The sequence below is a fragment of the Lactobacillus sp. PSON genome (genome assembly GCF_052615405.1).
The window spans coordinates 126732-150994 of the sequence record NZ_JBQXFW010000008.1 but is presented as its reverse complement, the minus strand read 5'-3'; the positions used below and the strand labels follow the sequence as shown (position 1 = coordinate 150994).

The window sequence follows — 24263 nt, the reverse complement described above, 5'->3', positions numbered from 1 at the left end:
TAACAGTTTGAAAAATTTAATTAAAGACCATTTTCTTCCATTTGCTTCAAAGTAAGGTCTAAGTGATTCATAACTCTTTCCTTACCCATAAGTTCCATAGCTTCACCAACGCCTGGTCCAACCATTGAACGAGTACCAGCAATACGGATTGGCATAAAGAGCTTACGTCCCTTAACGCCAGTAGCCTTACGAGTAGCTTGGATTGCATTCATAATTTGAACTGCAGTAAAGCGTGGAATCATATCCAATTGCTTCTTGAATTCTTCAATTACTACGCGGCCATCGTCTTTCTTGATTTCTTCGATTTCTTCATCAGTTAAATTCTTAGCTTCTTCAAAGAAAATCTTAGTCATCTCAACAATTTGATTAGTGTATGACATTTGAACTGAGTAAATGTTAACTAATTGACGAATCCATTCCATCTTTTCTGGAGTTGGATTTTCTTCAACAAGACCTGCTTCTTGCAAGTTGTTAAGTGCCAAATCAAGAAGAGTATCACGATCAGCCTTCTTAATGTATTGGTTATTGATCCATTCAAGCTTCTTTTGGTCAAAGGCTGCAGGAGATTTTGACAAACGCTTAGGATCAAATAACTTAATAAATTCACGTTGTGAATAAATTTCGTTTTCACCTTCTGGAGACCATCCAAGAAGAGTAATGAAGTTAAACATTGCATCTGGAAGGTAGCCAAGGTCACGATATTGTTCAATAAATTGAAGAACTGATTCATCACGCTTAGAAAGCTTCTTACCAGTTTCAGCATTGATAATCAAAGTCATATGACCAAACTTAGGTGCTTCCCAGCCAAGTGCTTCATAAACAACCAATTGCTTTGGTGTGTTTGAAACGTGGTCATCACCACGAAGAACGTGAGTAATTTCCATTAAGTGGTCATCAACTACAACGGCAAAGTTGTAAGTTGGCATACCATCACGCTTCTGAATAACGAAGTCGCCACCAATAGTATCACTTTCAAAACTCAAGTGACCCTTAACGATATCGTCCCATTCATAAGTTTCCATTTCTGGAATGTGAATACGAACTACTGGCTTAAGGCCCTTTGCTTCTGCTTCTTCTTGAGCCTTTTTAATTTCATCAGCAGTCATGCCTTCATATTCGTAAGTGTAGTGAGGTGCAATACCCATTGCACGTTGTTCTTCACGTTGTTCTTCAAGCTCTTCTTCAGTCTTGTATGAGTAGTAAGCCTTACCCTCATCAAGAAGTTGTTGAATATACTTGTTGTAAATATCTTTTCTTTCTGATTGACGGTATGGACCATAGTCGCCACCCTTATCAGGACCTTCATCCCAGTCAATACCTAACCAGTGAAGGTTTTCCATTTGAGATTCAGAACCACCTTCAACGTTACGTTTCTGGTCAGTATCTTCAATTCTCAAAACAAAAGTGCCCTTATTGTGACGAGCAAACAAATAGTTAAAAAGTGCAGTACGTGCGTTACCAATGTGTAAGTGACCAGTTGGACTTGGTGCATATCTTACACGAATCTTTTTTTTAGCCAAATTTCATGCCTCTTTCAAAAATAGTAGATTTTAACATTCTTAGTTTACGCGTTCTAGCTAAAAAGTTCAACGTCTAGCCAAAAAGCAGTTTTAAAGTTTGTGGCACACTAGAAACTGGAACTACTTCAATACCAAATTCAGTCAAATTTTTATGCATATTATGACGAGGAATAAAAATTCTTTCAAATCCGGTTTTAGCAGCTTCTTTAACTCTAGCTTCAATTTTATCAACTCGGCGAATTTCACCAGTTAAGCCAATTTCTCCAACAAAACAGTCAGTTGGAGAAATTTCTTTATTTGAATAACTAGATGCCACAGACATTGCTGCAGCTAAATCAATTGCAGGTTCATTTAACTTAATACCGCCGGTTGCAGTTAAATAAACATCTTGATTTTGAAGCATTAAGTTGCCCCGTTTTTCAAGAACTGCTAATAAGAGAGCCGCACGATTATAATCAATCCCCGAAGTTGTACGTTTAGCATATCCAAAAGCAGTAGGTGTAACTAAAGCCTGAATTTCTGCTAAAAGTGGTCTTGTCCCTTCCAAAGACACTACTACTGCAGATCCCGTTGAGTTGGGCAGACGTTCATCAAGAAAAATTGAGGATGGATTAGTAACTTCTTTTAACCCCTCATTAATCATTTCAAACATTCCTATTTCGTTAGCTGCACCAAAACGATTTTTTACTGAATGCAAGATTCGATAAGTATGATGTTCATCCCCTTCAAAATAAAGCACCGTATCTACCATATGCTCTAATATCTTAGGTCCTGCAATCGCACCTTCTTTTGTAACATGTCCAATAACAAAAACAGTAATTGCATCCATCTTAGCAATTTTCATCAATTCACTTGTTACTTCGCGTACTTGTGAAGCTGAACCTGTCATTGAATCAAGACTAGGTTCGTTCATGGTTTGAATTGAGTCAATCACAATAAAATCAGGCTTTACATCATTAATTTGTTCTCGAATATCATGCATATCAGTTTCTGGATATAGCAACATACTGCTTGAACCTACACCTAGCCGATCTGCACGCAATTTTATTTGATTAGCAGATTCTTCTCCTGAAACATATAATACTTTATATTTTTCAGCTAAGTCACTCATAATCTGTAGCATTAGAGTTGATTTTCCAATACCAGGATCTCCACCAATCAAAACTAAAGACCCTGGTACAATTCCCCCACCAAGAACACGATTAAGTTCTTCTGACTTAGTTAAAATCCGTTCTTCTTTTTCAGCTTTAATTGTATCAAGCTTTACTGGTTCATTAAGACCAGTTTTTTTAATCAATCTACTTGCTGTTGCTTTGGTTGAACGTTTTTGCACTTCTTCAGTTTCTTTTTCAAATTGATTCCATGCTCCACAATTTGGGCAACGGCCTAAGTAACTCGCTGAAATATAGCCACAAGAACGACATTTATACTGCGTCTTAATTCGAGCCATTAATTTTCCTTTCTTTCATTTGTTGAGCCAAATCCACTTACACGCGGTCTAGTAATTGGATTATCATCATCAGTTTTAAGATATTTCATAAAAATCCCCTGAGCAATCCGATCACCCTTTTTGATATGAAGAGGACGAACTCCATAATTCAATACTTGTACAAAAAGTTCGCCTTCATTATTAGGATTATTGTAATAATCTGCATCAATTACACCAATTCCATTTGGCAAGCTTAGGTTCTTTTTAAAAGTATTAGAAGAACGATTGGCAAGAATTAATACTTCATCTTCTGGCATATAAACTTTCAATCCAGTCGGAACCAGAATTGGCTTTAAAATACTTTCTGCTAATTCATAATCTTTTTCATAAAGTTCATGACCATTACGAATCAAGCGAAAAATCCTCACAAAATTCAATCTCCAAATACTTGGAATCACAATATCCTTTGCTGCTTCAATGTCATACCCAGCACTAGCAATCGTTTGTCTTCTAGGCAAATTAATTCCTTTATCTTTATACTTAGTAACAATTTCAAAACCACGTGTCTTCATTATTATTTCCTACTCTTTTTTAAAACTTTATTTTAATTTGTCAGAAAACTATTTTACAATTATTTTTAACGAAAATGAATTATAGTCTCTAAATATTAGTTACGCAAAAGAAAGGCATTATTATGAAAAAAGAAGTTTTTGAAATAAAAATTGGAGATATATTAACTTCTAGAACTGACATAGATTTAATCAAGAAAGCTAATCAACAAATTTGGGTAATGAACCACATTTTTATAAATCCTACTAACCATGACAAACATGAAATTAGCTTACTAATGGAAAAAGTAACAAGTTTTGTCAAACACTCTGGATTTTCAATTTGGGTTTTAGATCCAATTGCTATTGAATATTTTAAAATGCATCCCGAATTAAATGATATTTGGACTGAGCAGCCTTTTAGCATTTGATAGACAAAAAATTATTTTTGCATTAAAATAAAATTAGGTTAATGTAAAATAAAAGGGAGGAAATTTTACATGGCAAAAGAAATTACTAATGATAATATTGCTAAATTTGAACAAGATTTAGCAAACCACCCAGCTTATGGTGTAGCTAGTCGTGCTGCTCAAGAAAATGGAATTTTTAAAGCTAGTCAAAACTTACAAACTAAAATTGACTTGGATCCAACATTTTCAATTGAAATTGAAACTGGCAAGCCCGCTGATCAAAAGCAGTCTGGTCGTTGTTGGATGTTCAGTGCTTTGAACACTATGCGCCATCCACTTCAAAAGAAGTTTGCTTTAAAAGATTTTGAATTATCTCAAAATTACACCAACTTCTGGGATAAATTTGAAAAGAGTAACTGGTTCTTTGAAAATGTAATTGCTACAGCTGATAAGGATTTAGACGATCGTAAAGTTTCATTCTTATTTGCTACTCCTCAACAAGATGGTGGTCAATGGGATATGCTCTGCGGCATCATTGAAAAATATGGTATCGTTCCCAAGAGTGTCTATCCAGAAACTGCCAACGCTACTAACTCAAGCGCCTTAAATGATACTTTAAACCATCTTCTTAGAAAAGATGGTCTTGAACTTCGTCGTATGATTCAAGATGGTAAATCAATGGATGAAGTTGAAAGTCGCAAGGAAGAAATGCTTAACGATGTCTTTCGCGTTCTTGCAACTTCACTTGGTGTTCCACCAAAGAAGTTTAATTTTGAATATCGTGACGATAACAAAAATTACCACATTGACAAAGATATTACTCCAAAAGAATTCTTTGATAAGTACGTTGGAATGGATCTTGAAAATCATATTTCAACTATTAATGCTCCAACTAAGGACAAGCCATTCCACAAAGTATTTTCAGTAGAATACCTTGGAAATGTCGAAGGTGGTCGTCAAGTTCGTCACCTAAACTTAAAGGTGGATGAAATGAAGGACCTAATTATTAAACAACTCAAAGATGGTGAAGTTGTTTGGTTTGGTTCAAACGTTGTTAAAGACTCTGAACGTCGTGCAGGTCTTCTTGATACTGACCTTTATAAGCGTGATGAATTATTTGATGTAGACTTTACTATGTCAAAGGCTGATATGCTTGACTCTGGTGAAAGTATGATGGACCACGCAATGGTTATTACTGGAGTTGATATTGTTGATGGCAAGCCAACTAAATGGAAGATTGAAAACTCTTGGGGTGAAAAACCTGGCTTTAAAGGTTACTTCGTAATGAGTGACAAGTGGTTTGACTCATTTGTTTACCAAGCTGTTATTAACAAGAAATACTTACCAGAAGAACTTAAAAAAGCTTATGAAGATGGCAAGGAAAATCCAATTCAATTATTACCATGGGATCCAATGGGTGCTTTAGCTTTTGAATAAGTTGACTTATTAATAATAAAAATACCCACTGACTAAATTTGTCAGTGGGTATTTTTACTTATTTATTTTTTCGCCATTTATTAAAATGATGATCGCATAAATCAATTCCAATGAATATTATGAAAGCGATAATACTCAAAATTATAATTCCACCATACATCTTTAGGTATTCCATTTTTGACCATTCATCCATAATGTAATACCCTAATCCGTACTGCGTTCCATAAACTTCTGTCATGAATAAAATTGCAAATGAAGCTGAAAGCTCAATTCTCATTGCAGAAAAAACTCCCGATAAAGATGCTGGCCAAGTCACATAACGAAATAAATCCCAATTATTAGCATTTAAAACTTGAAGATTACGATAATAGCTTTCTGGAACTTGCTTTACTTGATCTCTAACTGAAATAATTACCTGAAAGACATTCGCTAAAAATAGCATCCCTATCTTAGATACTTCTCCTAAACCTAAAAACAACATCAAAATAGGTAAAAGAGAAATTTTAGGAATTGGATACAAAAAGTATAGAATTGGATCAGCAATCTTAGCAAAATTTTTACTTCGTGCTAATACTACACCTAAAATAATTCCTATTCCTGTTGCACTAATCAATCCCCAAAATATTCGATATAATGAAGCATAAATATCTAACCCTACATTACTTGATTTTAATAATTCTGGTAAAACTTGATATACAGCTAAAGGATTTGGCAAAATATCTTTATTGATACTTACTGCAGCTAAATACCATAATACATTCAAAATCAAAATGGCAATTATAAAATTTTTTACTTTTTTTACCATGATTTCTCAATTCTATTTTTAAACTTGGTTAATATCTTAAAAAATTCCCCATTACTTTCTCGGTTTAATGGTGCAATCCCTTTTAATGGATTAGAAGATATTTCAAAGCCTGACTTTGATAATATTAAAATTTGATCACTAAAAGTTAAGGCCTCACTTAAATCATGCGTAACCATAATTGTTGTGGTTGGTTGCTTTTTTAACTCCATTAACATTAATTTATGTGCTTTATTTTTAACTACTGTATCTAAAGCAGAAAATGCCTCATCTAGTAAAATCAAATCAGGCTTCATTGCAAAAGCTTTAGCTATAGCTACTCTTTGTTTTTGACCTCCGCTTAATTCACTAGGATATTGATTAAGTAACTCTGTAATTTTTAAACTTTCAATTACTTCATGAAGATGGTCAATATTTTTTGAAGATAGCTTATTTTTATTACGTATTTTTAATCCTAATAAAATATTTTTTTGAACCGTCATCCAAGGAAATAAACCATAGTCTTGTGGAACAAGAGCAATAGTTTCATTTTTTAGAGACAGTAATTCTTTATTAAATAAAATTTTACCTTCGTAATTTATCTGCTGGCAAATCGCAGCTAAAAACGTTGACTTTCCAATTCCAGATGGTCCAATAACTGCAGTTAAGCTATTATCAGGAAAAGTAATATTCAGCTTATCTATAACTATCTTTTCATCAAATTTGACAGTTAAGTCTTCAATCTTAAGCATTAGTCTACCGGTACAATATAATCAGAAGCGTTAACTTTCTTAGTAAAAATCTTTTGTTCATCAGCAAACTTTAAAACTTGCTTCATTCTCTTTACATTTGGAGTTTTTGCTTGATTATATCGTGGGAAATCTTTTGGAGCACGTTTAACTACAGGAAGTGGCATTGATAAATCTTTTTGTAAAACTTCTTGTAAATCTTTTGGATGATTATTAATATCATCAACTGCTTGATTATAAGCTTTAAGGAATTTAGTTCTCATAGCTTTGTTTTTAAGTAGTTGACCTTTAGCAGCCAAAGCAGTTACTTGAAAATCTGGCTTACTTGTTGTCAATACTTTGCATCCTTGAACACTAGCCAAAGTTAAAAATGTTTGTGGTAAAACAGCAGCTGCCGCTTGATTATTCTTAATCATTTCAACTCGTTGCGGAATTTGAGGTGTATTAATTATCTTTACTGTATCTGGATTTACTCCATGTTCTTTTAAAGTTTGGTACATGTAATATTGAGTAACTTGGTGTGACATATTTGCAACCTTAGTTCCCTTTAAATCCTTAACTGTTTTTATTGAAGAATCTTTAGGAACTGCAATTCCAAATCTACCAGTCATTTGAGTAATTAATTTCCAATCAATTTTTTTAGAACGCATATATGGTGTAAAAGACAAAAAGTCTACTACGGCAGCATTAATCTGACCTGCACTAGCTGCAGCATCACGTTTATTTGGATCTTTGAAAAGTTCAACTTTTACATTTAAACCTTCATCTTTAAAATATCCTTTTCGTTCTGCTACATACAACGGAGCGCTATCTGGAGCTGCCATGGCACCAATTGTGATTTTTGAACTCTTAGTTGTATTATTATCTGAAGACTTGCTTTCTTTTGGTGCACAAGCCGACAATACCATCAATAAACTTACTCCCAATAATACTAATAAGGTTTTCTTTTTTAGTTTCATCTTTTCTCTCCGAATCATATAAAAATTTTCCTTTTCTATAATACCGCTTTCTTAAAAAATGTACTATAGTAACTTAAATATTATTTTGCTTTTAACAAAAAATAACTAGTTAGTTCAAAAATACAACTAACTAGTTATTAATTTTTACCAAATATGAAGTAATCTTGTTGGATCAAGCTTACTTAAATTAAATTGATGTACATGGGGATTCTTATTTTCTGGGAATTGCTTTACAAAATCAGCCACATTATAAAGTCCTGTTGAATAAGTCCAAACCCCTTTAACTTTTCTAATTGGATCCAGCATTTCATTTCTAATTGGATACGCTGAAATTAAAAAGTGTTTATGATGAAACTTAAATACAAAATATGGTAATTTAAAATCTTCAACTGCTTCTTCTGGCGTTGTTGCAATCGTTACAACATTACGATAAGTACCATATTTTTCAGTGAATTTTTTATTAAATGAAAAATAAAAATTCGAAATGTGAACATGAGGAAAATCTTCCTCTTTTACCTTATCTGGAACGGCAATAACATGAGAATACCGGTCTAAATTACTCTCACGTTGTGACAATGCCTTTTCCATTTGATTAGGTACAATTCCATGTGCCCATTCTGGAACTTCAGGGTGAGTCTTATATGAATGATACATTTGCTTAATAACTTCTGGTTTAACCCAATCATAATGCATTCGTGTTTCATTACGCTTAAGTAAACTTTCAAGAGTGTTATGCTGCATCAAATCAACTACAAATAATTCATAGTGATATTTATCCACCCATGGTTTAAAGTGCTCAATTGCACTAGGAACAATATGCGTGCCGTCAACAATAACTGTTTCACCATACGACATTTTATGTTCCACTAAATTATCCACCATCTGCTCGGTACGAACGGTTACGTGCCGTGGAATTACTTGGTGTAAGTAATCCTCATCCTCTTCATAATAAACTGTTAAGTCCGCCAATAATAACCGAATTTCATCACGACTTATCGCGTACGGTTGTAAGTGATGACGAGCAATAAAAGAAGATTTACCTGAGCCTGGTGCACCTCGCAATAAAAATATTTTACGCATGGTCTTAACTCCAAACTAAGAAATCTAAAAACTCTATTTCCTATAAATTTTACCACAAATAACCGCCCTACCTAATTATAAGCACAAAAAAAGTGCATCAATGTGCACTAGTTTAATATTTTCTTATCTAAAATATTCAATTTTTCATCCATTGTATAAACTATCGGCTCAGCATTTGGAACTTCTAGTTTTACAATATCATGATCGTTAATGTTTTCAATTTTTTTAATTAACGCTCTTAAACTTGAGCCATGAGCTACAATTAATTGATCTTGCCCCATTAACATTCTACTTGCTATCTGGTCATAATAATAAGGCAAAAGTCTAACTTGAGTTTGATAAAGGCTTTCTGCTCTTGGCATTAGATGTTGATCACAAAATTTATATCTTCTATCAACCATTGGAGAGCCTTGCTTTGGCGGAATAGAATAAAATCCGCGTCGCCACTCTAAAACTTGCTCTGCACCAAATACTTTTCGAGAAATATCTTTATTAAGCCCTCGTAAAGCTCCATAATGACGCTCATTCAATCGCCATGTTTTAGTTATTGGCAAATATAAAAAATTACAAACATCTGCCACAATATTAGCTGTTACAATTGCTCGCGATAAAACTGAAGTATGAATATGCGTAGGATAAAAATCTTGTAATTTCTTTATTCTATTTCCAGCTTCTTGAGCTTGCTGCTTCCCTTTTTTTGTTAAGGGAACATCATTCCATCCAGTATAGACATTTGCGGCATTTGCTTTACTTTCACCATGTCTTACTAAAACTAATTTTACCATTTTCACTATAACCTCGTTAATAACATAACTATTCCACCAATAGTAAAAATCATCCCTAAAATGGCAAATGCTCGTATCCCACCACGATTGTTTGGCTGCTTACGTCTATTCCAGGCATACGCTAAATCATAAAGTCCTACAATGATAATAATTATTGCTGTAAAAACATTTACTTGAAAATTCATCCGTATCTCCTAATTTTCTTTACCGGGACCGGGAACAATCATTTTGTCATTTCTTCCTCGTTCACATTCCGGTTGTAAATTTACATGATTAATATCCAACTTCTTTTTTAATTGTTGAGCTATTTCTTCAGTCAACTTTTCAAATTGAACTGCCTTCAAATCTTTACTAACATTAACATGTGCATCTAGCATAATATAATCATCACTGTAACGCCAAACATGCACATGATGAATATTTTTAACTTCTGGATAAGAAAGTACAATTTTATTAATTTCATTCAAATCAATATTAGGATTAGACTCCATTAAAACATTTGCTGCTTTCATTGTAATTTCATATGCTTCATACAATACAAAAAGTGAAACCAACATTGTAAGTACTGGATCGAGCCAGGTAACATTCCAGAAATAAATAAAAATTGCTCCAATTACAACTGCTACGCTTGAAAGGGCATCACTTAACATATGAACAAAAGTTGAACGTACATTAAGATTATTCTTTGCATCTTTATGCATTGCAAACATCGAAATAAAGTTTGCAGCAAGTCCAATAGCAGATACTATTAACATAATTCCGCCTTTAATATGTTCTGGCTGCCAAAACCGCTGAATTGCTTCTACAAATAATAATAGACTGATAACAATTAAAATCACACCATTAGTAAAAGCGGCTAATGTTTCTGCTCTTTGATAACCGAAAGTTTTATTAGTGTTACGACTCTTACGACTAATTAAATGGGCAACAAAAGATAAGACAATTGCTCCTACATCACTTAAATTATGCACTGCATCAGATAGCAATGCCAATGAACCTGATACAATTCCACCAACAAATTCTGCAACAGTAATAATTACATTTAATAAAGTTACAAAAACATATCTCCCAGTTGTATTATCTTTATTATTCATTATCACTTTTCCTTTCAAATTATAGTCTACCAAAAAAGGCCATGCCTTTTCAGCACGGCTTTATAAATTTTCAGCATTCATATTATAATCAATAATTTCAAACTTACCATCATCATGAAGTAGTCCACGAGTTACACTACCATTATCTGGAAATGGAATATCATGCAAACCGTCACTCTTATTCCAATATTTTATGGATAAAGTTTTAATAAAGTCTCCATGTGAAACCAATAAAACTCTTTTTTCATTTTTGGTTAATTCATGCAACACTTCAATAGCTCGAACCATCCTATCATCTAGTTCTTCTTTGTTTTCTGCTAAATGTCGTGGGTCCGCTTTTTTGGTGGCTTCACGGAAATTATAGATTCCAACAGTATTAATGATATTACGAACGTCATCTTCATGACCTATTCCAGCAGCTACCGCAACTTGGTCCCACGTTTCATTAATATCATCTCCTTCAAAACTACCAAAAAACACCTCACGAAATTCTGGTAGTTTTTTAATTTTTCCAATTTTTGATACTAAGTTAGCGTTTTTCATTAAGTGAACAGTATCAATAGCACGTTTTAAATCTGACGAATACATATTATCAAAGTGTACTTGTGCTAAAGCATTAGCTGTTCTTTTTAAATCATCGATTCCCTTAACAGTTAATGGGGAATCACACCATCCTTGAACCTTATTCAGCTGATTAAACATTGTTTCACCGTGACGAACTAAATAAACTTCTGTTGACATATGCAACTTCCCTTCTTTTTTATGATTATGTATATTTTAGCAGATTTAAAGGATATAAGCCGTATAAAACAAATAACTTGCCAAAATTACTGAAAATCCTGCCGTAATCCATCTAACTGTTTTTGCAGAAAGATAGTGAATACTCTTTTGTCCTAAAAATCCCCCAATAAATAAGCCTATTGCCATCGGAACAACCATTGACCACATAATTTTTGAACCAAAAATGAAAACAATTAATGCTACTAAATTACCCAAGGAACCAATAATATTTTTCATGGCATTGATAACCACAAAATTATCATTGCTAATATAAGTTAAAAATATTAGCATTAAAACTCCCGCAGCAGCACCAAAATACCCTGTATAAACACCTGCTACTATTAAACCTAAATATGCACCAAGGGTTCCTTTTTTAGAACGATTTTTTGATAAATCAAAAAATTTCTTACTCCCACTCAATAACAGCATTCCCGCTGAAAACAAGACAAAAAATGGAACTAACTTTTCAAAAACAGTACCTGGAAATCTTAATAAAAGTAAGCTTCCTCCTAAGGCTCCAATTAAAATAAAAACAGAATACTTAGCTGTCTCTAACCAATGCCCTCGCAAATCTTTAAGAGAAGACATTGCGCTACCTGCTCCAGTAAAAATAAGGGAAGCAGTATTGGTGATATTTGCAGTTACTGGTGGCACTCCCACAATAAGAAGAGCAGGGTAAGAAATAAGTGAAGCCATACTTGCAACTGCTGATACAATTCCTGCTAAAATCCCAGCTACAATTAAAAATATAAATGTTCCCATTAAAATCATCAAATTCTTTCTAAAAAGTTCTAGTCATAAGTTTATAATAAAGGTAATTGATACAGAAAGGAAGATTTTATGACAAAAGTTGCTGTAGTTTTCGCAGATGGTTGTGAAGAAGTTGAAGGACTTAGCGTAGTTGATGTTTTACGTCGTCTTAATGTTAAAACTGATATGGTTGGTCTTACCAGCAAAGACGTAATGGGCGATCACAAAATCAAATTAACTTGTGATAAAGTAGTTGATAACAGTTTATTAGATTACGACTTAGTTGCTTTTCCTGGAGGAAAGACTGGCGCAATTAATTTACGTGATAATAAAAAATTGCGTGATTTAATGGTTAAGCGTCATCAAGAAGGTAAATGGGATGCGGCAATGTGTGCTGCTCCTATTGCTTTAGGTCGATATGGCGTTTTAGACGATGCAAATTACACTTGCTATCCAGGTTTTGAAGCAGAAATTCAAAAAGATTCTCCTACTAGCCATTTTAAAGAAACCATTACGGTTACTGATACAAAACATAAAGTTATTACTAGTCGTGGTCCCGCTACTGCGTGGGCATATGCTTATGCAATTGCGGAGGCTTTAGGAGTAGATACTAGTGAGCTTAAAAAAGGTATGCTATATGATTATCTAGCTCAAAATATTCAAGATAGCCTTTAAAAAAATTATAAGCGAAGAATATCTCTTCGCTTATTTTTTATATAAAAAAGTCAAGAAGTTGGAACTTCTTGACCTCAGAAACATGTCGATCTTTAATTTTTCAATTTTTTGCGTTTATTTATGTAATTAAATTCAAAAGCCTTTCAAAATTAAGTTCATTCAAAAATTTAGCTTTAATTATCAAGTATAGGAATTTTAAGCAGTTTTTCGTCGTCATAATTTTTAACTAACAATCGAACTGAAGGAGGAATAATGTAATAATATTCTTAATTGCTAGTTTAAAATCGGGGTCAAACATTAATTGGTATTAGCTTTTACGGATCGGATAACATTTCATGTCAAACATTATAAGCCAATTCTGCTGATAAAATTAAATAAGCTTCTGTAAGTGGAATAATAGCCTTCATAATCATCAACGTCTAAAGCTAAATCCTAACAAGTAAAATATCCTTAATCTGAATTTTTTGATTTAATTAATTGATTATTATTTATAGCAAAATAAGCTGTTCGAATTTTTTAAGCAAATACTTAATATGAGAAGGAGTTATCAAGATTTAAATTGCTTTAAGTATAATACCAATCCTAAAATAAGTATGGAGTAAAGATAGGGGTATAAATGTTATAAGGATATCTCAGGATTGTAAATGCTACAAATAATAATTCCTTTAAGACTTAAGTGGGTATCAGTCTTGCGGTAAACATAAAAAATATCGCAACGTTCGGAATAATATTGCAAAGTAATCTACGAATTTTCACTCGAGATCGAAAAAGGCCATTTGGTCTTTTTTTAAGACCTCCCTTCTATATATTAAGAACACTATGAATATAGTGTAAAAAATAGCTTTAATTCGAACTCTTACGTTTTTCATCGAAGTTATTTTTTAATAATAAAACTGATTCTAGAATCAATGCTAGTAAGCTCTTACATCTTTTACTATACCACGATATTAGTTATATTAAAAGTAAAATGGTAAATAAAATGTTTACTTTGTATTAAATGATTTTTGCATTATTTTAACATTTAAATGTTGCTTTTTGAGAAATCTGTAAATACTGAATTTTTTTAATTAAGAAAATAAAAAAGCGTCCCTGTTTGGAACGCTTTTTTGTATAAACGTAAAATCTGATGATTAACGCTTTGAGAATTGAGAAGCTTTGCGGGCTTTCTTCAAACCTGGCTTCTTTCTTTCCTTCATTCTTGGGTCACGAGTTAAGAAACCTGCCTTCTTAAGTGGACCACGGAAATCTGGGTCTACTTCAAGAAGTGCACGAGCAATACCGTGACGGATTGCACCAGCTTGGCCAGAGAAGCCACCACCGTTAACATTAACAACTACGTCGTATTGACCTTCAGTTTCAGTTAATGTTAAAGGTTGCTTCAAGTCCTTAACCAAGTTAGGGAATGGAATGTATTGATCAACATCTTTATTGTTAACAGTGATCTTACCGTTACCTGGTACTAAACGAACGCGCGCAACTGAATCCTTGCGGCGACCAGTACCTGCGTATGCAGCTTGTTGTGCCATTATTTAACCTCCTAGATTAATTTGTTAATGTCTAACTTTTCAGGCTTTTGTGCTTCATGCTTGTGATCAGCATCAGCATAAACATGCATCTTCATGAATTCTTGGTGACCAAGAGTATTCTTTGGAAGCATACCTTTTACTGAAATTTCAACCATCTTAACTGGGTTATTAGCAAGCAACTCGCCGTATGAAACAGCCTTTAAGCCACCACGCCATGATGAGTGGTGGTAATGGATCTTGTCAGTAGCCTTCTTACCAGTCAACTTAATCTTTGAAGCATTGATGACAATTACATTATCACCAGTGTCAACATTTGGTGTATATTGAGGCTTGTTCTTACCTCTTAAAATAGTGGCTACAGCAGTTGAAAGACGACCTAATGATACGCCTTCTGCATCAATAATGTACCACTTACGTTCAATTTCGCTAGATTTAGCTAATGGTGTTGTACGCAATGTAAATTCCTCCGTTTATTTGCAGTTTGAAAACAATAAGTTTCCGGGGCCTATCGTGGACAAACATACTATACTAGAGTACGTCCTTTTGCCCAAAATGTCAATTATAAATCACGATCCTGACGGTATTTATTTGGTAATTCTTCATAAAAAACATGGTAAAGATACAATCCATTTGCTTGAGCTGTTTCACGAACTTCTTCACGATTCTTAGCTTTTATCACTCTTGGAAAATCATCTACAGGTCTTTTACCATTACCAATTTCAAGTAAAGTACCGACTAAAATCCTAACCATATTATACAAAAAGCCAGAACAAATAAAATCAAAAATAATTTCATTATTTTCTTTATCTTCTTGCACATTAACATAGTACATCGTTCTAACTTTATTTACAATCTGTCCTCCACTAGCTGCAAAACTAGTAAAATCATGTGTCCCGATTAGATCTTGAGCTGCTTTTTGCATTTTATTTATATCTAATGGATAAGGAAAATGTCCAGTATAAAAACGTCTAAATGGATCAACAAACCGATCTTGACTAACTCGATAGCGATACCACTTTCCTTTAGCAGAATAGCGAACATGGAAATCTTCTTCTACTATTTCACAATCTTTAAAGACAATATCAAGCGGCATCATAGAATTTAATGCCAAAATCATTTTTTCAGCTGGAATTTGTTTGCCTGGATAATCAAAATGAATTACCTGTCCAATTGCATGAACTCCAGCATCTGTTCTACCTGATCCTTCAACAATTACTCGTTTTCCCTTAGTCATTTTACTAAGAGCTTCTTCAACTGTACCTTGAACTGTTCTTTGATTTGGCTGCATTTGAAAGCCATGAAAAAGATGGCCATCGTAAGCCATCGTCATTTTATATCTTGTTGTCATTATCTCATCCTAAAAATTAATAATAATCCTACTAATAATACAAAATATCCTAAACAATATAAATCATACTTTGACCATTTTAAAATTCTAAATTTCGTTCTACCTTCACTGCCGCGATAACCACGAGATTCCATAGCCGTTGCTAAGTCTACTGCAGTTTGTAAAGAACTTATAAATAGCGGAACTAGAAGTGGTGCAATAGCTTTTGCTCTTTTTATTAATCCCCCATCATTAAAGTCAGCTCCACGCGAACGCTGTGCATTCATGATTTTTACGGTTTCATCAAAAAGAGTTGGCACAAATCTTAAGGCAATTGACATTACTAAAGCAATTTTATCAACTGGTACTTTTAAATATTTTAAAGGTGTAAGAATCCATTCCATAGCATCAGCTATTTCTAATGGCATTGTTGTTACAGTTAAAACTGTTGAAATTAATATAATTAATGTAAACCTAATAAAAATATAGATTGCATTTATAATTCCAAAGCTAGAAATTGTAAATATTAACCATTTCCAATACACATGCCCACCAGTGGTAAACAAAAGCTGCAATAAAGATGTAAATAAAATCAACCAAACTAACGGTTTAATTCCATTCCAAAATACTTTGAGCTTTAATTTAGTTTCAAATACAGCAAACAAGCTAAATAACGTGATAATCGCATATGTAATCCAATTATTAGCCAAGAAAATTACAAAAATAAAAGCAATACAGGCTAATAATTTTCCCCTAGGATCCATTTTATAAATAATTGAATCTCCTGGAATATATCTACCTATTAAAATTTTACTCACGTTATCACCTCTTTAAATTTTTAGAAATATCTGTAACTAACTTATCTAAAGTTAACGGCTTTTTATCAAAAGTAAAATTAGATAATTTATCAGCAAAAGTTGCTGCGGTTGGTTTTAGGACTTGATGTTTTTGAAGCCAGTCATTATCTTCAAAAACTTTATCAGGACTGGCATGTTTTATCAAGTTTCCATTTTCCATTACTAACACATCATCCGCATATTCTGCTACATCGTCCATATTATGAGTAACTAAAATAACAGTATGACCTTCTTGTTGATACTCTTTAAATAATTTCATCATTTGCTCTTTAGCTTGAGGATCTAAGCCCGCAGCTGGCTCATCTAGACATAGAATATCTGGTTCATAAGCCATAACACCTGCAATTGCTACTCGCCGCATTTGGCCGCCAGATAAATCAAAGGGTGATTTTTGAGAAATATCCTCTGGCAATCCTACTTTTTTAAGCCACTTTTTGGCTAAATTAATTGCTTCTTCTTCACTATAGCCAAAATTTTTAGGTCCAAATGAAATATCATCAATAACAGTATTTTCAAATAACTGTGCTTCTGGAAATTGAAAAACTAAACTTACATGCTTCCGCAGCTTTTTTAAATGCTTGTTTGAAGTCTGATTATCAATATTATATCCAGCAATAGAAATTTTTCCACTGGTTGGCTTAAGTAATGCATTAAAATGTTGCATTAAGGTAGATTTACCACTACCAGTATGTCCAATAATTGCTATAAAATTTCCTTCTGTTAATTCAAAACTTACATCATTTAATCCTCTTTTTTCAAGGGGTGAACCAAGTGCATATATATAATTTACTTTGCTAAATTTAATTGACATAAATATTTCACCAGATCTTTCTCAGATTTCACAGTATTAGGAATTGGAATATTATTTTCTAACAATCTTTGTTTGAGTTTGAATACAAAAGGGATATCTAATCCTAATTCATTTAAAAGTTTACTTTTTGTAAAAATAATATTCGGTTTATTCTGAGCAACAAGCTTTCCATCATTCAAAATTACAACTTGATCTGCCATTAAAGCCTCATTAACATCATGAGTAATCGAAATTACAGTTAAATCATTTTGTGTCTTCATTTTTTGAATGATGCTTAATATTTGATTTCTGCCTTCTGGATCTAACATTGAAGTTGATTCATCTAAAATAATTATTTTTGGTTTTACTGCTAAAATTCCAGCTATCGCTACACGCTGCTTTTGACCACCTGACAGAGTCGATGGCTCTGAATTAGTATAATTAGACATACCAACCTCTTTTATTGCTTTAGGAACGATTTTTAGCATTTTAGCATGTGGAACTCCTCTGTTTTCAAGTCCAAAAGCAACATCATCAGCTACAGTGGCTCCTACAAATTGATTATCAGGATTTTGGAAAACTATACCTACTTTATCTCTAATATTCCAAACTGTATTTTTAGTTAGTTTTATTCCATCAACTTCAATATAAGTATCATTATTGTCATCTGGAATTAATAATCCATTAATTAATCTAGTAATCGTAGATTTACCACTACCATTGTGTCCAATGATTGTAGTCCAAGAGTCCTTTTGAATATTTAAATTTATATTATCTATAGCTGGTTTACTGCTATCTGGATAAGTGAAAGTTACATTATGTAACTGAATTATATTTTTGTTAGACATTTTATCCACCACCTTGAAATATATTTTATTGTACCAAAAATTGCGTAAAAAAAAATCACCCATGAAGAGGGATGATTTTTCATCATCTAAGCTAGACTAAGCTTTCGCCATCATCATCGCGCTTATTCTCACTTTCATGGATAATTCTTAATAGCTATTAAGTTTTTTGTTATTCTTTCAATTAAACTAATTCAAGAATAACCATTGGAGCAGCATCACCTTTACGAGCTAATGCTAACTTCATAATTCTGGTGTAACCACCATTACGATCCTTGTAACGAGGTGCAATATCGCTGAAAAGCTTTTGCAATGCTGATTTAACAACAACTGCATCTTTTTCTTCCTTAACATCAGCAATTTCATCACGTACAAATGCAGCAGCCTTTCTTCTAGCAGCTAAATCGCCACGCTTACCTAAGGTAATCATTTTTTCGGCTGTCTTACGAATTTCTTTGGCACGTGCTTCAGTAGTAACAATGCGTTCGTTAATGATCAATTGAGTAGTCATTTCTCTAAGCATTGCTTTTCTATGTGCACTATCGCGACCTAATTTACGGTATGCCATGAGTTTGCCTCCTTTATTTGCCTACTTAGTTAATCTTCTTGACGAAGTGAAAGTCCTAAGTCTGCTAATTTGTTCTTAACTTCTTCCAATGATTTACGTCCCAAGTTACGTACACGCATCATATCTGCTTCAGTCTTATCAGTTAACTCTTGCAAAGTATTAATACCTGCACGCTTTAGGCAGTTATATGAACGAACTGAAAGATCAAGCTCTTCAATTGTCATTTCAAGCTTCTTCTCTTTCTTATCGTCTTCTTTTTCCACCATTACTTCGCTGAACTTAGCATTTGCGTCAGCAGATTCAAACACCTTAAAGTGTTCTACTAAAATTTTAGCAGCAAAACTGAGGGCGTCATTAGGGTTGATTGAACCATCAGTCCAAATCTCTAAAGTGAGCTTGTCAAAGTCATCTCTCTTACCAACACGAGTTGATTCAACTTGGTAATTAACTTTCTTAATTGGTGAGAAAAGAGAATCAACTGGAATAACACCAATTGGCATGTCTTCACTCTTATTGTCACTTGCAGGAACATAACCGCGGCCATTTTTAACAGCAATTTGCATATGCAAGTGTCCACCTTCAGCAATGGTACAGATATATTGATCAGGATTCAAAACTTGAACATCCGCATCAACTTTAAGATCATCAGCAGTTACAGTGGCAGGACCTTCTACGTCCAACTCAATAACCTTTTGTTCATCTGAAAAAGACTTTAATTCAAGCTTCTTCAAATTAAGAATAATCTTGGTTACATCTTCTCTAACGCCAGGAACTGTTGCGAACTCGTGTAAAACGCCATCAATTTGAACGTAAACAAGTCCTGTACCCGGAATCGAAGTCAATAAAACTCTACGTAAAGAATTACCTAAAGTTGTACCAAAGCCTCGTTCAAGTGGTTCAACAACAAACTTACCGTAAGAATTTTCTTGTTCAACAACGGTAATATTTGGTTTTTCAAATTCAATCATTACTAGGCCCCTTTCAAAACGCAATGTCCCATATGAAGGACAAAATTAAACACGACGACGTTTTGGTGGTCTGGAACCATTGTGGGGAACTGGCGTAACGTCACGAATTGCAGTAATTTCAAGACCAGTTGCTTGAAGTGATCTAATAGCAGATTCACGACCAGCACCAGGACCTTTAACAGAAACTTCAACATGTTTCATGCCTTGGTCCATTGCACTCTTAGCTGCTGCTTCAGCTGCCATTTGAGCTGCAAATGGAGTAGACTTACGGCTACCCTTAAAGCCCAATGCACCAGCTGATGACCAAGCAACTGCATTACCTTGAACGTCAGTAATCATGACTAAAGTATTATTAAACGTAGAATGAATATGAGCAACGCCGCTTTCGACATGCTTCTTCACACGACGCTTACGTGCTGTTTTAGGCATCAATAAACCTCCCTATAACTTATTAACGATTTCTCTTAGTACCCTTACGAGTACGAGCATTGTTCTTAGTGTTTTGACCACGAACTGGAAGTCCACGGCGGTGACGCATACCACGGTATGAGCCAATATCAACTAAACGTTTAATGTTCATGCTGATTTCACGACGCAAGTCACCTTCAACACGGTATTTATCAACTTCTGAACGAAGCTTTTCTTGATCTTCTGGAGTTAAATCCTTTGAACGAATGTCTTCAGAAACACCTGCAGCTGCACAGATCTTCTTAGCTGTTGGTTCACCAATACCAAAAATGTATGTTAATGCAACAACAACTCTTTTGTCTCTTGGTAAGTCAACACCAGCAATACGTGCCATAAATTGCACCTCCTATTTTATTTTTAACCTTGACGTTGCTTGTGCTTTGGATTTGCTGGGCAAATAACCATAACACGGCCATGTCTCTTAATAACTTTACAATGTTCACACATTGGTTTAACAGATGGTCTAACCTTCATGTTTACCTCCGTTATTACTTTATAAACCGATACGTAATTCTACCTTTAGTTAAATCGTATGGAGACAATTCCACAGTAACACGGTCTCCAGGTAAAATACGAATATAGTGCATTCTAATCTTACCGGAAACATGTGCTAAAATAATTGCTCCATTTTCCAATTCAACTTTAAACATAGCATTAGGTAAGGTATCTACTACCTTACCTTCTACTTCAATGACATCATCTTTTGCCAAAGTTGTTCCTCCGCAATTAAACAGTCATACTTTGAAATTATAACACGGAATAGTAAATATACAAGTATTAATTACTTGTTCTTACTTAATACCGCATCAATATCTTCAAAGACTTTTTCTGGAGTTTGTTCACCATTAATTACAGTAAGCAAACCTTTTTCTTTATAAAAGTCCTTCAAAGGTGCATTCATCTTTTCATTAACTTCAAGACGATTCTTAACTACTTCTGGTTTGTCATCTTCACGTTGATAAAATTCATGACTACCACAACGATCACAAGTACCTTCTACTTTTGGCTTCTTAGAAATCTTGTTATAAGTAGCTCCACAATTTTTACACATGTATCTTGCTGACAAACGGTCAATCAAAGTTTGTTCATCTACTTCAAGTGAAATAACATTAGTTAATGGCTTGTTAAGACGTTTAGTAATACCTTCTAAGAGTTCTGCTTGTACAGTTGTTCTAGGAAAACCATCTAAGATAAAACCTTCTTTAATATCAGGTTGACTTAAACGCTCCTCAACCAGCTTTGCAGTAACTTCATCTGGTACTAAATTACCCTTGTCGATATAACTTTTAGCTTCAAGACCAACTTTGGTCTCATTAGCCATTGCTTCCCTAAACATATCCCCAGTTGAAATATGAGTTAAGTGATATTTATCAACAATTCGCTCTGATGCTGTACCTTTACCAGCACCTGGCAAACCTAAAAGAATTAAGTTAATCATTTTTACGTTCCTATCTGATGAATCCAACATATTCTCTCTTCATTAACAATCCGTTAATTTGACGAGATAATTCAAGAACTACACCTATTACAATTAATAGACTAGTTCCTCCTAACCCTATAGAACTTGGTAAGTTCCAGAAGTTAGTAGCCAACTGTGGTAAAAGTGCAACTAAACCTAAGAAAACTGAACCAACAGTTGATAATTTCATTAACATTTTTGAAATATAATTCTGAGTATCTTTACCTGGCCAAACACTAGGAATATATGCGCCTTGTTTTTGTAAGTTTTCTGCTAGCTTCTCAGGGTTAACCTGAACAAAAGCATAGAAGAAAGTAAATAATATAATTAAAAGCGTATAAATAATTACTCCAGGAGTTGTTTGCAAGCTAAAGATGTTAGTTAACACTTTAAACCATTGTTGATCGCCATGACTTCTTTGAAAGGCCATTAAGATTGTTGCTGGTGTAATAATAAATGAACTGGCAAAAATTACCGGAATAACTCCAGAAACATTAACCTTTAATGGTAGAAAACTTTCTGAACCACTAACTGTCGCTCTTCTTGTATATTGAATTGGAATGCGACGTGTAGCTTGTTCAACCCATGTAACAAGTTGCGTTACTATAAGGATTGCTATGATTACTCCCACGAAGAACAAAATACCTTGCCAACGATCACTAGCACTATTATTAATAATTTCTTCTTTATAAATTTGCCATAAACCCGCAGGTAATCTTGCAATAATACCTGCAAAAATAATTACTGATACTCCATTACCTAAACCTTTATCGGTAATTTCATCACCAAGCCAAGTAAGTAACATTGTACCGGCAGTCATAATAATAGCAATTTCAATATAGGTTTGTGGAGTTTGATTCTTAACTAAACCCATTTGAGTTAAAGCGTTAAATCCGAGAGTAATACCAATACTTTGTACAAAAGCAACAACCAATGCTAACCATCGGGTTACTTGATTGGTTTTACGTCTACCAACTTCACCTTGTTTTCCCCATTCAACCAGCGTAGGAACAATGTCCATCTGCAATAATTGAATAACAATTTGTGCAGTAATATATGGAGAAACACCTAATGAAAAAATTGAATAGTTGTCTAGTCCACCACCAGATACGGTATCCAACATTGGGACCAAACCTGTTTGCGCAACTTGAGTGATCGCCTTCGCATTAACACCTGGAACTGTAATATTAGCACCGATGCGATATAGCAAAAGAATAAATAGAGTAAACCAGATTTTATTTCTGATTTCTTTATCCTTAAAGGCGTTCTTCAAGGTCGAAAACATTAGATCACCTCAACAGTTCCGCCAGCGGCTTCAACTGCTTCTTTAGCAGCTGCTGAAACTTTGTTAACCTTTACAGTTACCTTAGTCTTTAATTCACCGTTAGCAAGTAACTTAACACCTGATAATTCTTTATTTACCAAGCCATTTTCCTTAAGAGTTTTAACAGTTACTTCACTGCCATCTTCAAACTTGTTTAAGTCATCTAAATTAATAATTGCGTATTCCTTACGGTTAACGTTCTTAAAACCACGCTTAGGCATAGTTCTGAATAATGGCATTTGACCACCTTCAAAACCTAAACGAGTATGGCCACCTTGACGAGCTAATTGACCCTTTTGACCACGACCAGAAGTTTTACCGTAACCACTTGAAGTACCACGACCAACACGCTTTCTAGCGCGACGTGAACCTTCAGCAGCATGTAATTCATGAAGCTTCATTAAATCGGCACCTCCTTGATAATTCTTATTTATTAATCTCTTCAACTGAGATTAAGTGAGCAATTTTCATTAATGCACCACGTGTAGCAGCGTTATCTGGAAGAACAACTGTACTGCTTACTCTACCCAAACCAAGGGCTTTAACAACTTTTCTTTGGTTTGGAAGACGGTGGGCAACACTTCTAATTAAAGTAACTTTTAAATCAGTCATCTAAAATCTCCCTAATCTGCGCTCTTTACTTGGCGAAGCTTATTAACTTCTTCGCTAGTTCTAAGCTTCTTTAAACCGTCAATAGTTGCACGAACAACGTTGATTGGAGTGTTTGAGCCAAGTGACTTTGAAGTTACGTCTGCAATACCAGCCATATCCATAACGATACGTACAGCACCACCAGCAGCAACACCAGAACCAGCTTCAGCAGGCTTCAATAAAATGTTACCTGAACCGTAGTGACCAATTACTTCGTGAGGAATAGTAGTACCAACCTTAGGAACGTTGATCATATTCTTTTTACCAGCTTCAACAGCCTTACGGATTGCTTCAGGAACTTCTTGTGCCTTACCGGTACCAAAGCCTACACGACCCTTTTTATCACCAACGACTACCAAAGCAGCAAATCTCATACGTTGTCCACCTTTAACAACCTTGGTGACACGATTGATTGCTACTAATTGATCTTCGATATCGTCCTTGTTTCTACGATTATTACGAGAATCGTTGCGGTTTGCCATG

The 24263-nt window shown here is 34.1% G+C and carries 32 protein-coding genes; 3 read left to right on the top strand and 29 right to left on the bottom strand.

The genetic code is table 11. The features are described 5' to 3' along the window. Positions 1-20: 20 nt before the first annotated feature. The 3 genes from gltX to ACTHPI_RS08285 all read right to left on the bottom strand — a co-directional run bounded on the left by gltX (position 21) and on the right by ACTHPI_RS08285 (position 3521). Positions 21-1520, bottom strand: coding sequence for a glutamate--tRNA ligase (gene gltX, locus ACTHPI_RS08295; protein WP_445353675.1), 1500 nt, complete (start codon positions 1518-1520; stop codon positions 21-23). A 73-nt stretch (positions 1521-1593) separates the two neighbouring features. Further along, positions 1594-2970 carry a DNA repair protein RadA gene (radA, locus tag ACTHPI_RS08290; protein WP_445353674.1) on the bottom strand — a complete coding sequence of 459 codons (1377 nt, stop codon included), beginning with the start codon at positions 2968-2970 and terminating at the stop codon, positions 1594-1596. Next, on the bottom strand, positions 2970-3521 hold the full coding sequence (locus tag ACTHPI_RS08285; RefSeq protein WP_445353673.1) for a dUTP diphosphatase: 552 nt from the start codon (positions 3519-3521) through the stop codon (positions 2970-2972). Before ACTHPI_RS08285 ends, radA begins: the two co-directional genes overlap by 1 nt. A gap of 122 nt (positions 3522-3643) precedes the next feature. Between ACTHPI_RS08285 and ACTHPI_RS08280 the strand changes: the two genes are divergently transcribed. Beyond that, complete coding sequence (locus ACTHPI_RS08280; RefSeq protein ID WP_445353672.1) at positions 3644-3928, top strand: hypothetical protein; 285 nt, start codon at positions 3644-3646, stop codon at positions 3926-3928. 69 nt (positions 3929-3997) lie between these two features. After that, the gene (gene pepC / locus ACTHPI_RS08275; RefSeq protein WP_445353671.1) at positions 3998-5344 is read left to right on the top strand and encodes an aminopeptidase C; all 1347 of its coding nucleotides are present in this window, start codon (positions 3998-4000) and stop codon (positions 5342-5344) included. A 58-nt stretch (positions 5345-5402) separates the two neighbouring features. Here pepC and ACTHPI_RS08270 read toward each other — a convergent pair whose 3' ends face one another. The 9 genes from ACTHPI_RS08270 to ACTHPI_RS08230 all read right to left on the bottom strand — a co-directional run bounded on the left by ACTHPI_RS08270 (position 5403) and on the right by ACTHPI_RS08230 (position 12343). Continuing rightward, entirely contained in the window at positions 5403-6149 is a 747-nt protein-coding gene (locus ACTHPI_RS08270) for an ABC transporter permease (protein ID WP_445353670.1), read from the bottom strand. After that, positions 6143-6877: an ATP-binding cassette domain-containing protein gene (locus tag ACTHPI_RS08265; protein WP_445353669.1), complete on the bottom strand. Its 735-nt coding sequence runs from the start codon at positions 6875-6877 to the stop codon at positions 6143-6145. Before ACTHPI_RS08265 ends, ACTHPI_RS08270 begins: the two co-directional genes overlap by 7 nt. Beyond that, complete coding sequence (locus ACTHPI_RS08260; protein ID WP_445353668.1) at positions 6877-7833, bottom strand: ABC transporter substrate-binding protein; 957 nt, start codon at positions 7831-7833, stop codon at positions 6877-6879. The genes ACTHPI_RS08265 and ACTHPI_RS08260 overlap by 1 nt, the downstream gene beginning before the upstream one ends. Positions 7834-7977: 144 nt before the next feature. Continuing rightward, positions 7978-8913: an AAA family ATPase gene (locus ACTHPI_RS08255; RefSeq protein WP_445353667.1), complete on the bottom strand. Its 936-nt coding sequence runs from the start codon at positions 8911-8913 to the stop codon at positions 7978-7980. A 107-nt stretch (positions 8914-9020) separates the two neighbouring features. Next, the gene (locus ACTHPI_RS08250) at positions 9021-9698 is read right to left on the bottom strand and encodes a 2,3-bisphosphoglycerate-dependent phosphoglycerate mutase (RefSeq protein WP_445353666.1); all 678 of its coding nucleotides are present in this window, start codon (positions 9696-9698) and stop codon (positions 9021-9023) included. 5 nt (positions 9699-9703) lie between these two features. Next, positions 9704-9883 carry a hypothetical protein gene (locus tag ACTHPI_RS08245; protein ID WP_445353665.1) on the bottom strand — a complete coding sequence of 60 codons (180 nt, stop codon included), beginning with the start codon at positions 9881-9883 and terminating at the stop codon, positions 9704-9706. A 9-nt stretch (positions 9884-9892) separates the two neighbouring features. Beyond that, positions 9893-10792 (bottom strand): cation diffusion facilitator family transporter, encoded by a 900-nt coding sequence (locus ACTHPI_RS08240; RefSeq protein ID WP_445353664.1) that lies wholly within the window; start codon positions 10790-10792, stop codon positions 9893-9895. 60 nt (positions 10793-10852) lie between these two features. Then, complete coding sequence (locus ACTHPI_RS08235) at positions 10853-11533, bottom strand: histidine phosphatase family protein (protein WP_445353663.1); 681 nt, start codon at positions 11531-11533, stop codon at positions 10853-10855. 45 nt (positions 11534-11578) lie between these two features. Continuing rightward, positions 11579-12343 carry a sulfite exporter TauE/SafE family protein gene (locus ACTHPI_RS08230; RefSeq protein WP_445353662.1) on the bottom strand — a complete coding sequence of 255 codons (765 nt, stop codon included), beginning with the start codon at positions 12341-12343 and terminating at the stop codon, positions 11579-11581. Positions 12344-12412: 69 nt separating this feature from the next. Here ACTHPI_RS08230 and ACTHPI_RS08225 point away from each other — a divergent pair, with 69 nt between their 5' ends. Continuing rightward, positions 12413-12997 carry a DJ-1 family glyoxalase III gene (locus ACTHPI_RS08225; RefSeq protein ID WP_445353661.1) on the top strand — a complete coding sequence of 195 codons (585 nt, stop codon included), beginning with the start codon at positions 12413-12415 and terminating at the stop codon, positions 12995-12997. 1130 nt (positions 12998-14127) lie between these two features. On the opposite strand, the gene rpsI is transcribed toward ACTHPI_RS08225, so the two are convergent. The 17 genes from rpsI to rpsE all read right to left on the bottom strand — a co-directional run bounded on the left by rpsI (position 14128) and on the right by rpsE (position 24262). Next, entirely contained in the window at positions 14128-14523 is a 396-nt protein-coding gene (gene rpsI / locus ACTHPI_RS08220; RefSeq protein ID WP_144354818.1) for a 30S ribosomal protein S9, read from the bottom strand. An 11-nt stretch (positions 14524-14534) separates the two neighbouring features. After that, positions 14535-14978, bottom strand: a complete 444-nt coding sequence (gene rplM / locus ACTHPI_RS08215) for a 50S ribosomal protein L13 (RefSeq protein ID WP_144354817.1) — start codon at positions 14976-14978, stop codon at positions 14535-14537. A gap of 104 nt (positions 14979-15082) precedes the next feature. Then, positions 15083-15871: a tRNA pseudouridine(38-40) synthase TruA gene (gene truA / locus ACTHPI_RS08210; RefSeq protein ID WP_445353660.1), complete on the bottom strand. Its 789-nt coding sequence runs from the start codon at positions 15869-15871 to the stop codon at positions 15083-15085. Then, positions 15871-16668, bottom strand: coding sequence for an energy-coupling factor transporter transmembrane component T family protein (locus ACTHPI_RS08205; protein ID WP_445353659.1), 798 nt, complete (start codon positions 16666-16668; stop codon positions 15871-15873). The genes truA and ACTHPI_RS08205 overlap by 1 nt, the downstream gene beginning before the upstream one ends. 4 nt (positions 16669-16672) lie before the next feature. Next, entirely contained in the window at positions 16673-17518 is an 846-nt protein-coding gene (locus ACTHPI_RS08200) for an energy-coupling factor transporter ATPase (RefSeq protein ID WP_445353658.1), read from the bottom strand. After that, on the bottom strand, positions 17494-18345 hold the full coding sequence (locus tag ACTHPI_RS08195; protein WP_445353657.1) for an energy-coupling factor transporter ATPase: 852 nt from the start codon (positions 18343-18345) through the stop codon (positions 17494-17496). Before ACTHPI_RS08195 ends, ACTHPI_RS08200 begins: the two co-directional genes overlap by 25 nt. Positions 18346-18526: 181 nt before the next feature. Continuing rightward, positions 18527-18910: a 50S ribosomal protein L17 gene (gene rplQ / locus ACTHPI_RS08190; protein WP_144354813.1), complete on the bottom strand. Its 384-nt coding sequence runs from the start codon at positions 18908-18910 to the stop codon at positions 18527-18529. 29 nt (positions 18911-18939) lie between these two features. After that, complete coding sequence (locus ACTHPI_RS08185; RefSeq protein WP_445353656.1) at positions 18940-19878, bottom strand: DNA-directed RNA polymerase subunit alpha; 939 nt, start codon at positions 19876-19878, stop codon at positions 18940-18942. Positions 19879-19923: 45 nt separating this feature from the next. Beyond that, a complete protein-coding gene (rpsK, locus tag ACTHPI_RS08180) occupies positions 19924-20307 on the bottom strand; it encodes a 30S ribosomal protein S11 (RefSeq protein ID WP_004045557.1) in 384 nt (127 codons plus the stop codon). A gap of 22 nt (positions 20308-20329) precedes the next feature. Further along, entirely contained in the window at positions 20330-20680 is a 351-nt protein-coding gene (rpsM, locus tag ACTHPI_RS08175) for a 30S ribosomal protein S13 (RefSeq protein WP_445353655.1), read from the bottom strand. A gap of 23 nt (positions 20681-20703) precedes the next feature. After that, on the bottom strand, positions 20704-20820 hold the full coding sequence (gene rpmJ / locus ACTHPI_RS08170; protein WP_002878160.1) for a 50S ribosomal protein L36: 117 nt from the start codon (positions 20818-20820) through the stop codon (positions 20704-20706). 14 nt (positions 20821-20834) lie between these two features. Beyond that, a complete protein-coding gene (infA, locus tag ACTHPI_RS08165) occupies positions 20835-21056 on the bottom strand; it encodes a translation initiation factor IF-1 (RefSeq protein WP_004045559.1) in 222 nt (73 codons plus the stop codon). Positions 21057-21127: 71 nt separating this feature from the next. Continuing rightward, the gene (locus ACTHPI_RS08160) at positions 21128-21784 is read right to left on the bottom strand and encodes an adenylate kinase (protein ID WP_445353654.1); all 657 of its coding nucleotides are present in this window, start codon (positions 21782-21784) and stop codon (positions 21128-21130) included. Positions 21785-21794: 10 nt separating this feature from the next. After that, a complete protein-coding gene (gene secY, locus ACTHPI_RS08155) occupies positions 21795-23090 on the bottom strand; it encodes a preprotein translocase subunit SecY (protein ID WP_445353653.1) in 1296 nt (431 codons plus the stop codon). Then, positions 23090-23530 carry a 50S ribosomal protein L15 gene (gene rplO, locus ACTHPI_RS08150; RefSeq protein WP_445353652.1) on the bottom strand — a complete coding sequence of 147 codons (441 nt, stop codon included), beginning with the start codon at positions 23528-23530 and terminating at the stop codon, positions 23090-23092. Before rplO ends, secY begins: the two co-directional genes overlap by 1 nt. Positions 23531-23555: 25 nt before the next feature. After that, the gene (gene rpmD / locus ACTHPI_RS08145) at positions 23556-23741 is read right to left on the bottom strand and encodes a 50S ribosomal protein L30 (RefSeq protein ID WP_144354807.1); all 186 of its coding nucleotides are present in this window, start codon (positions 23739-23741) and stop codon (positions 23556-23558) included. Between the two features lie 11 nt (positions 23742-23752). Further along, positions 23753-24262, bottom strand: a complete 510-nt coding sequence (gene rpsE / locus ACTHPI_RS08140) for a 30S ribosomal protein S5 (RefSeq protein ID WP_144354806.1) — start codon at positions 24260-24262, stop codon at positions 23753-23755. Position 24263: the final 1 nt, after the last annotated feature.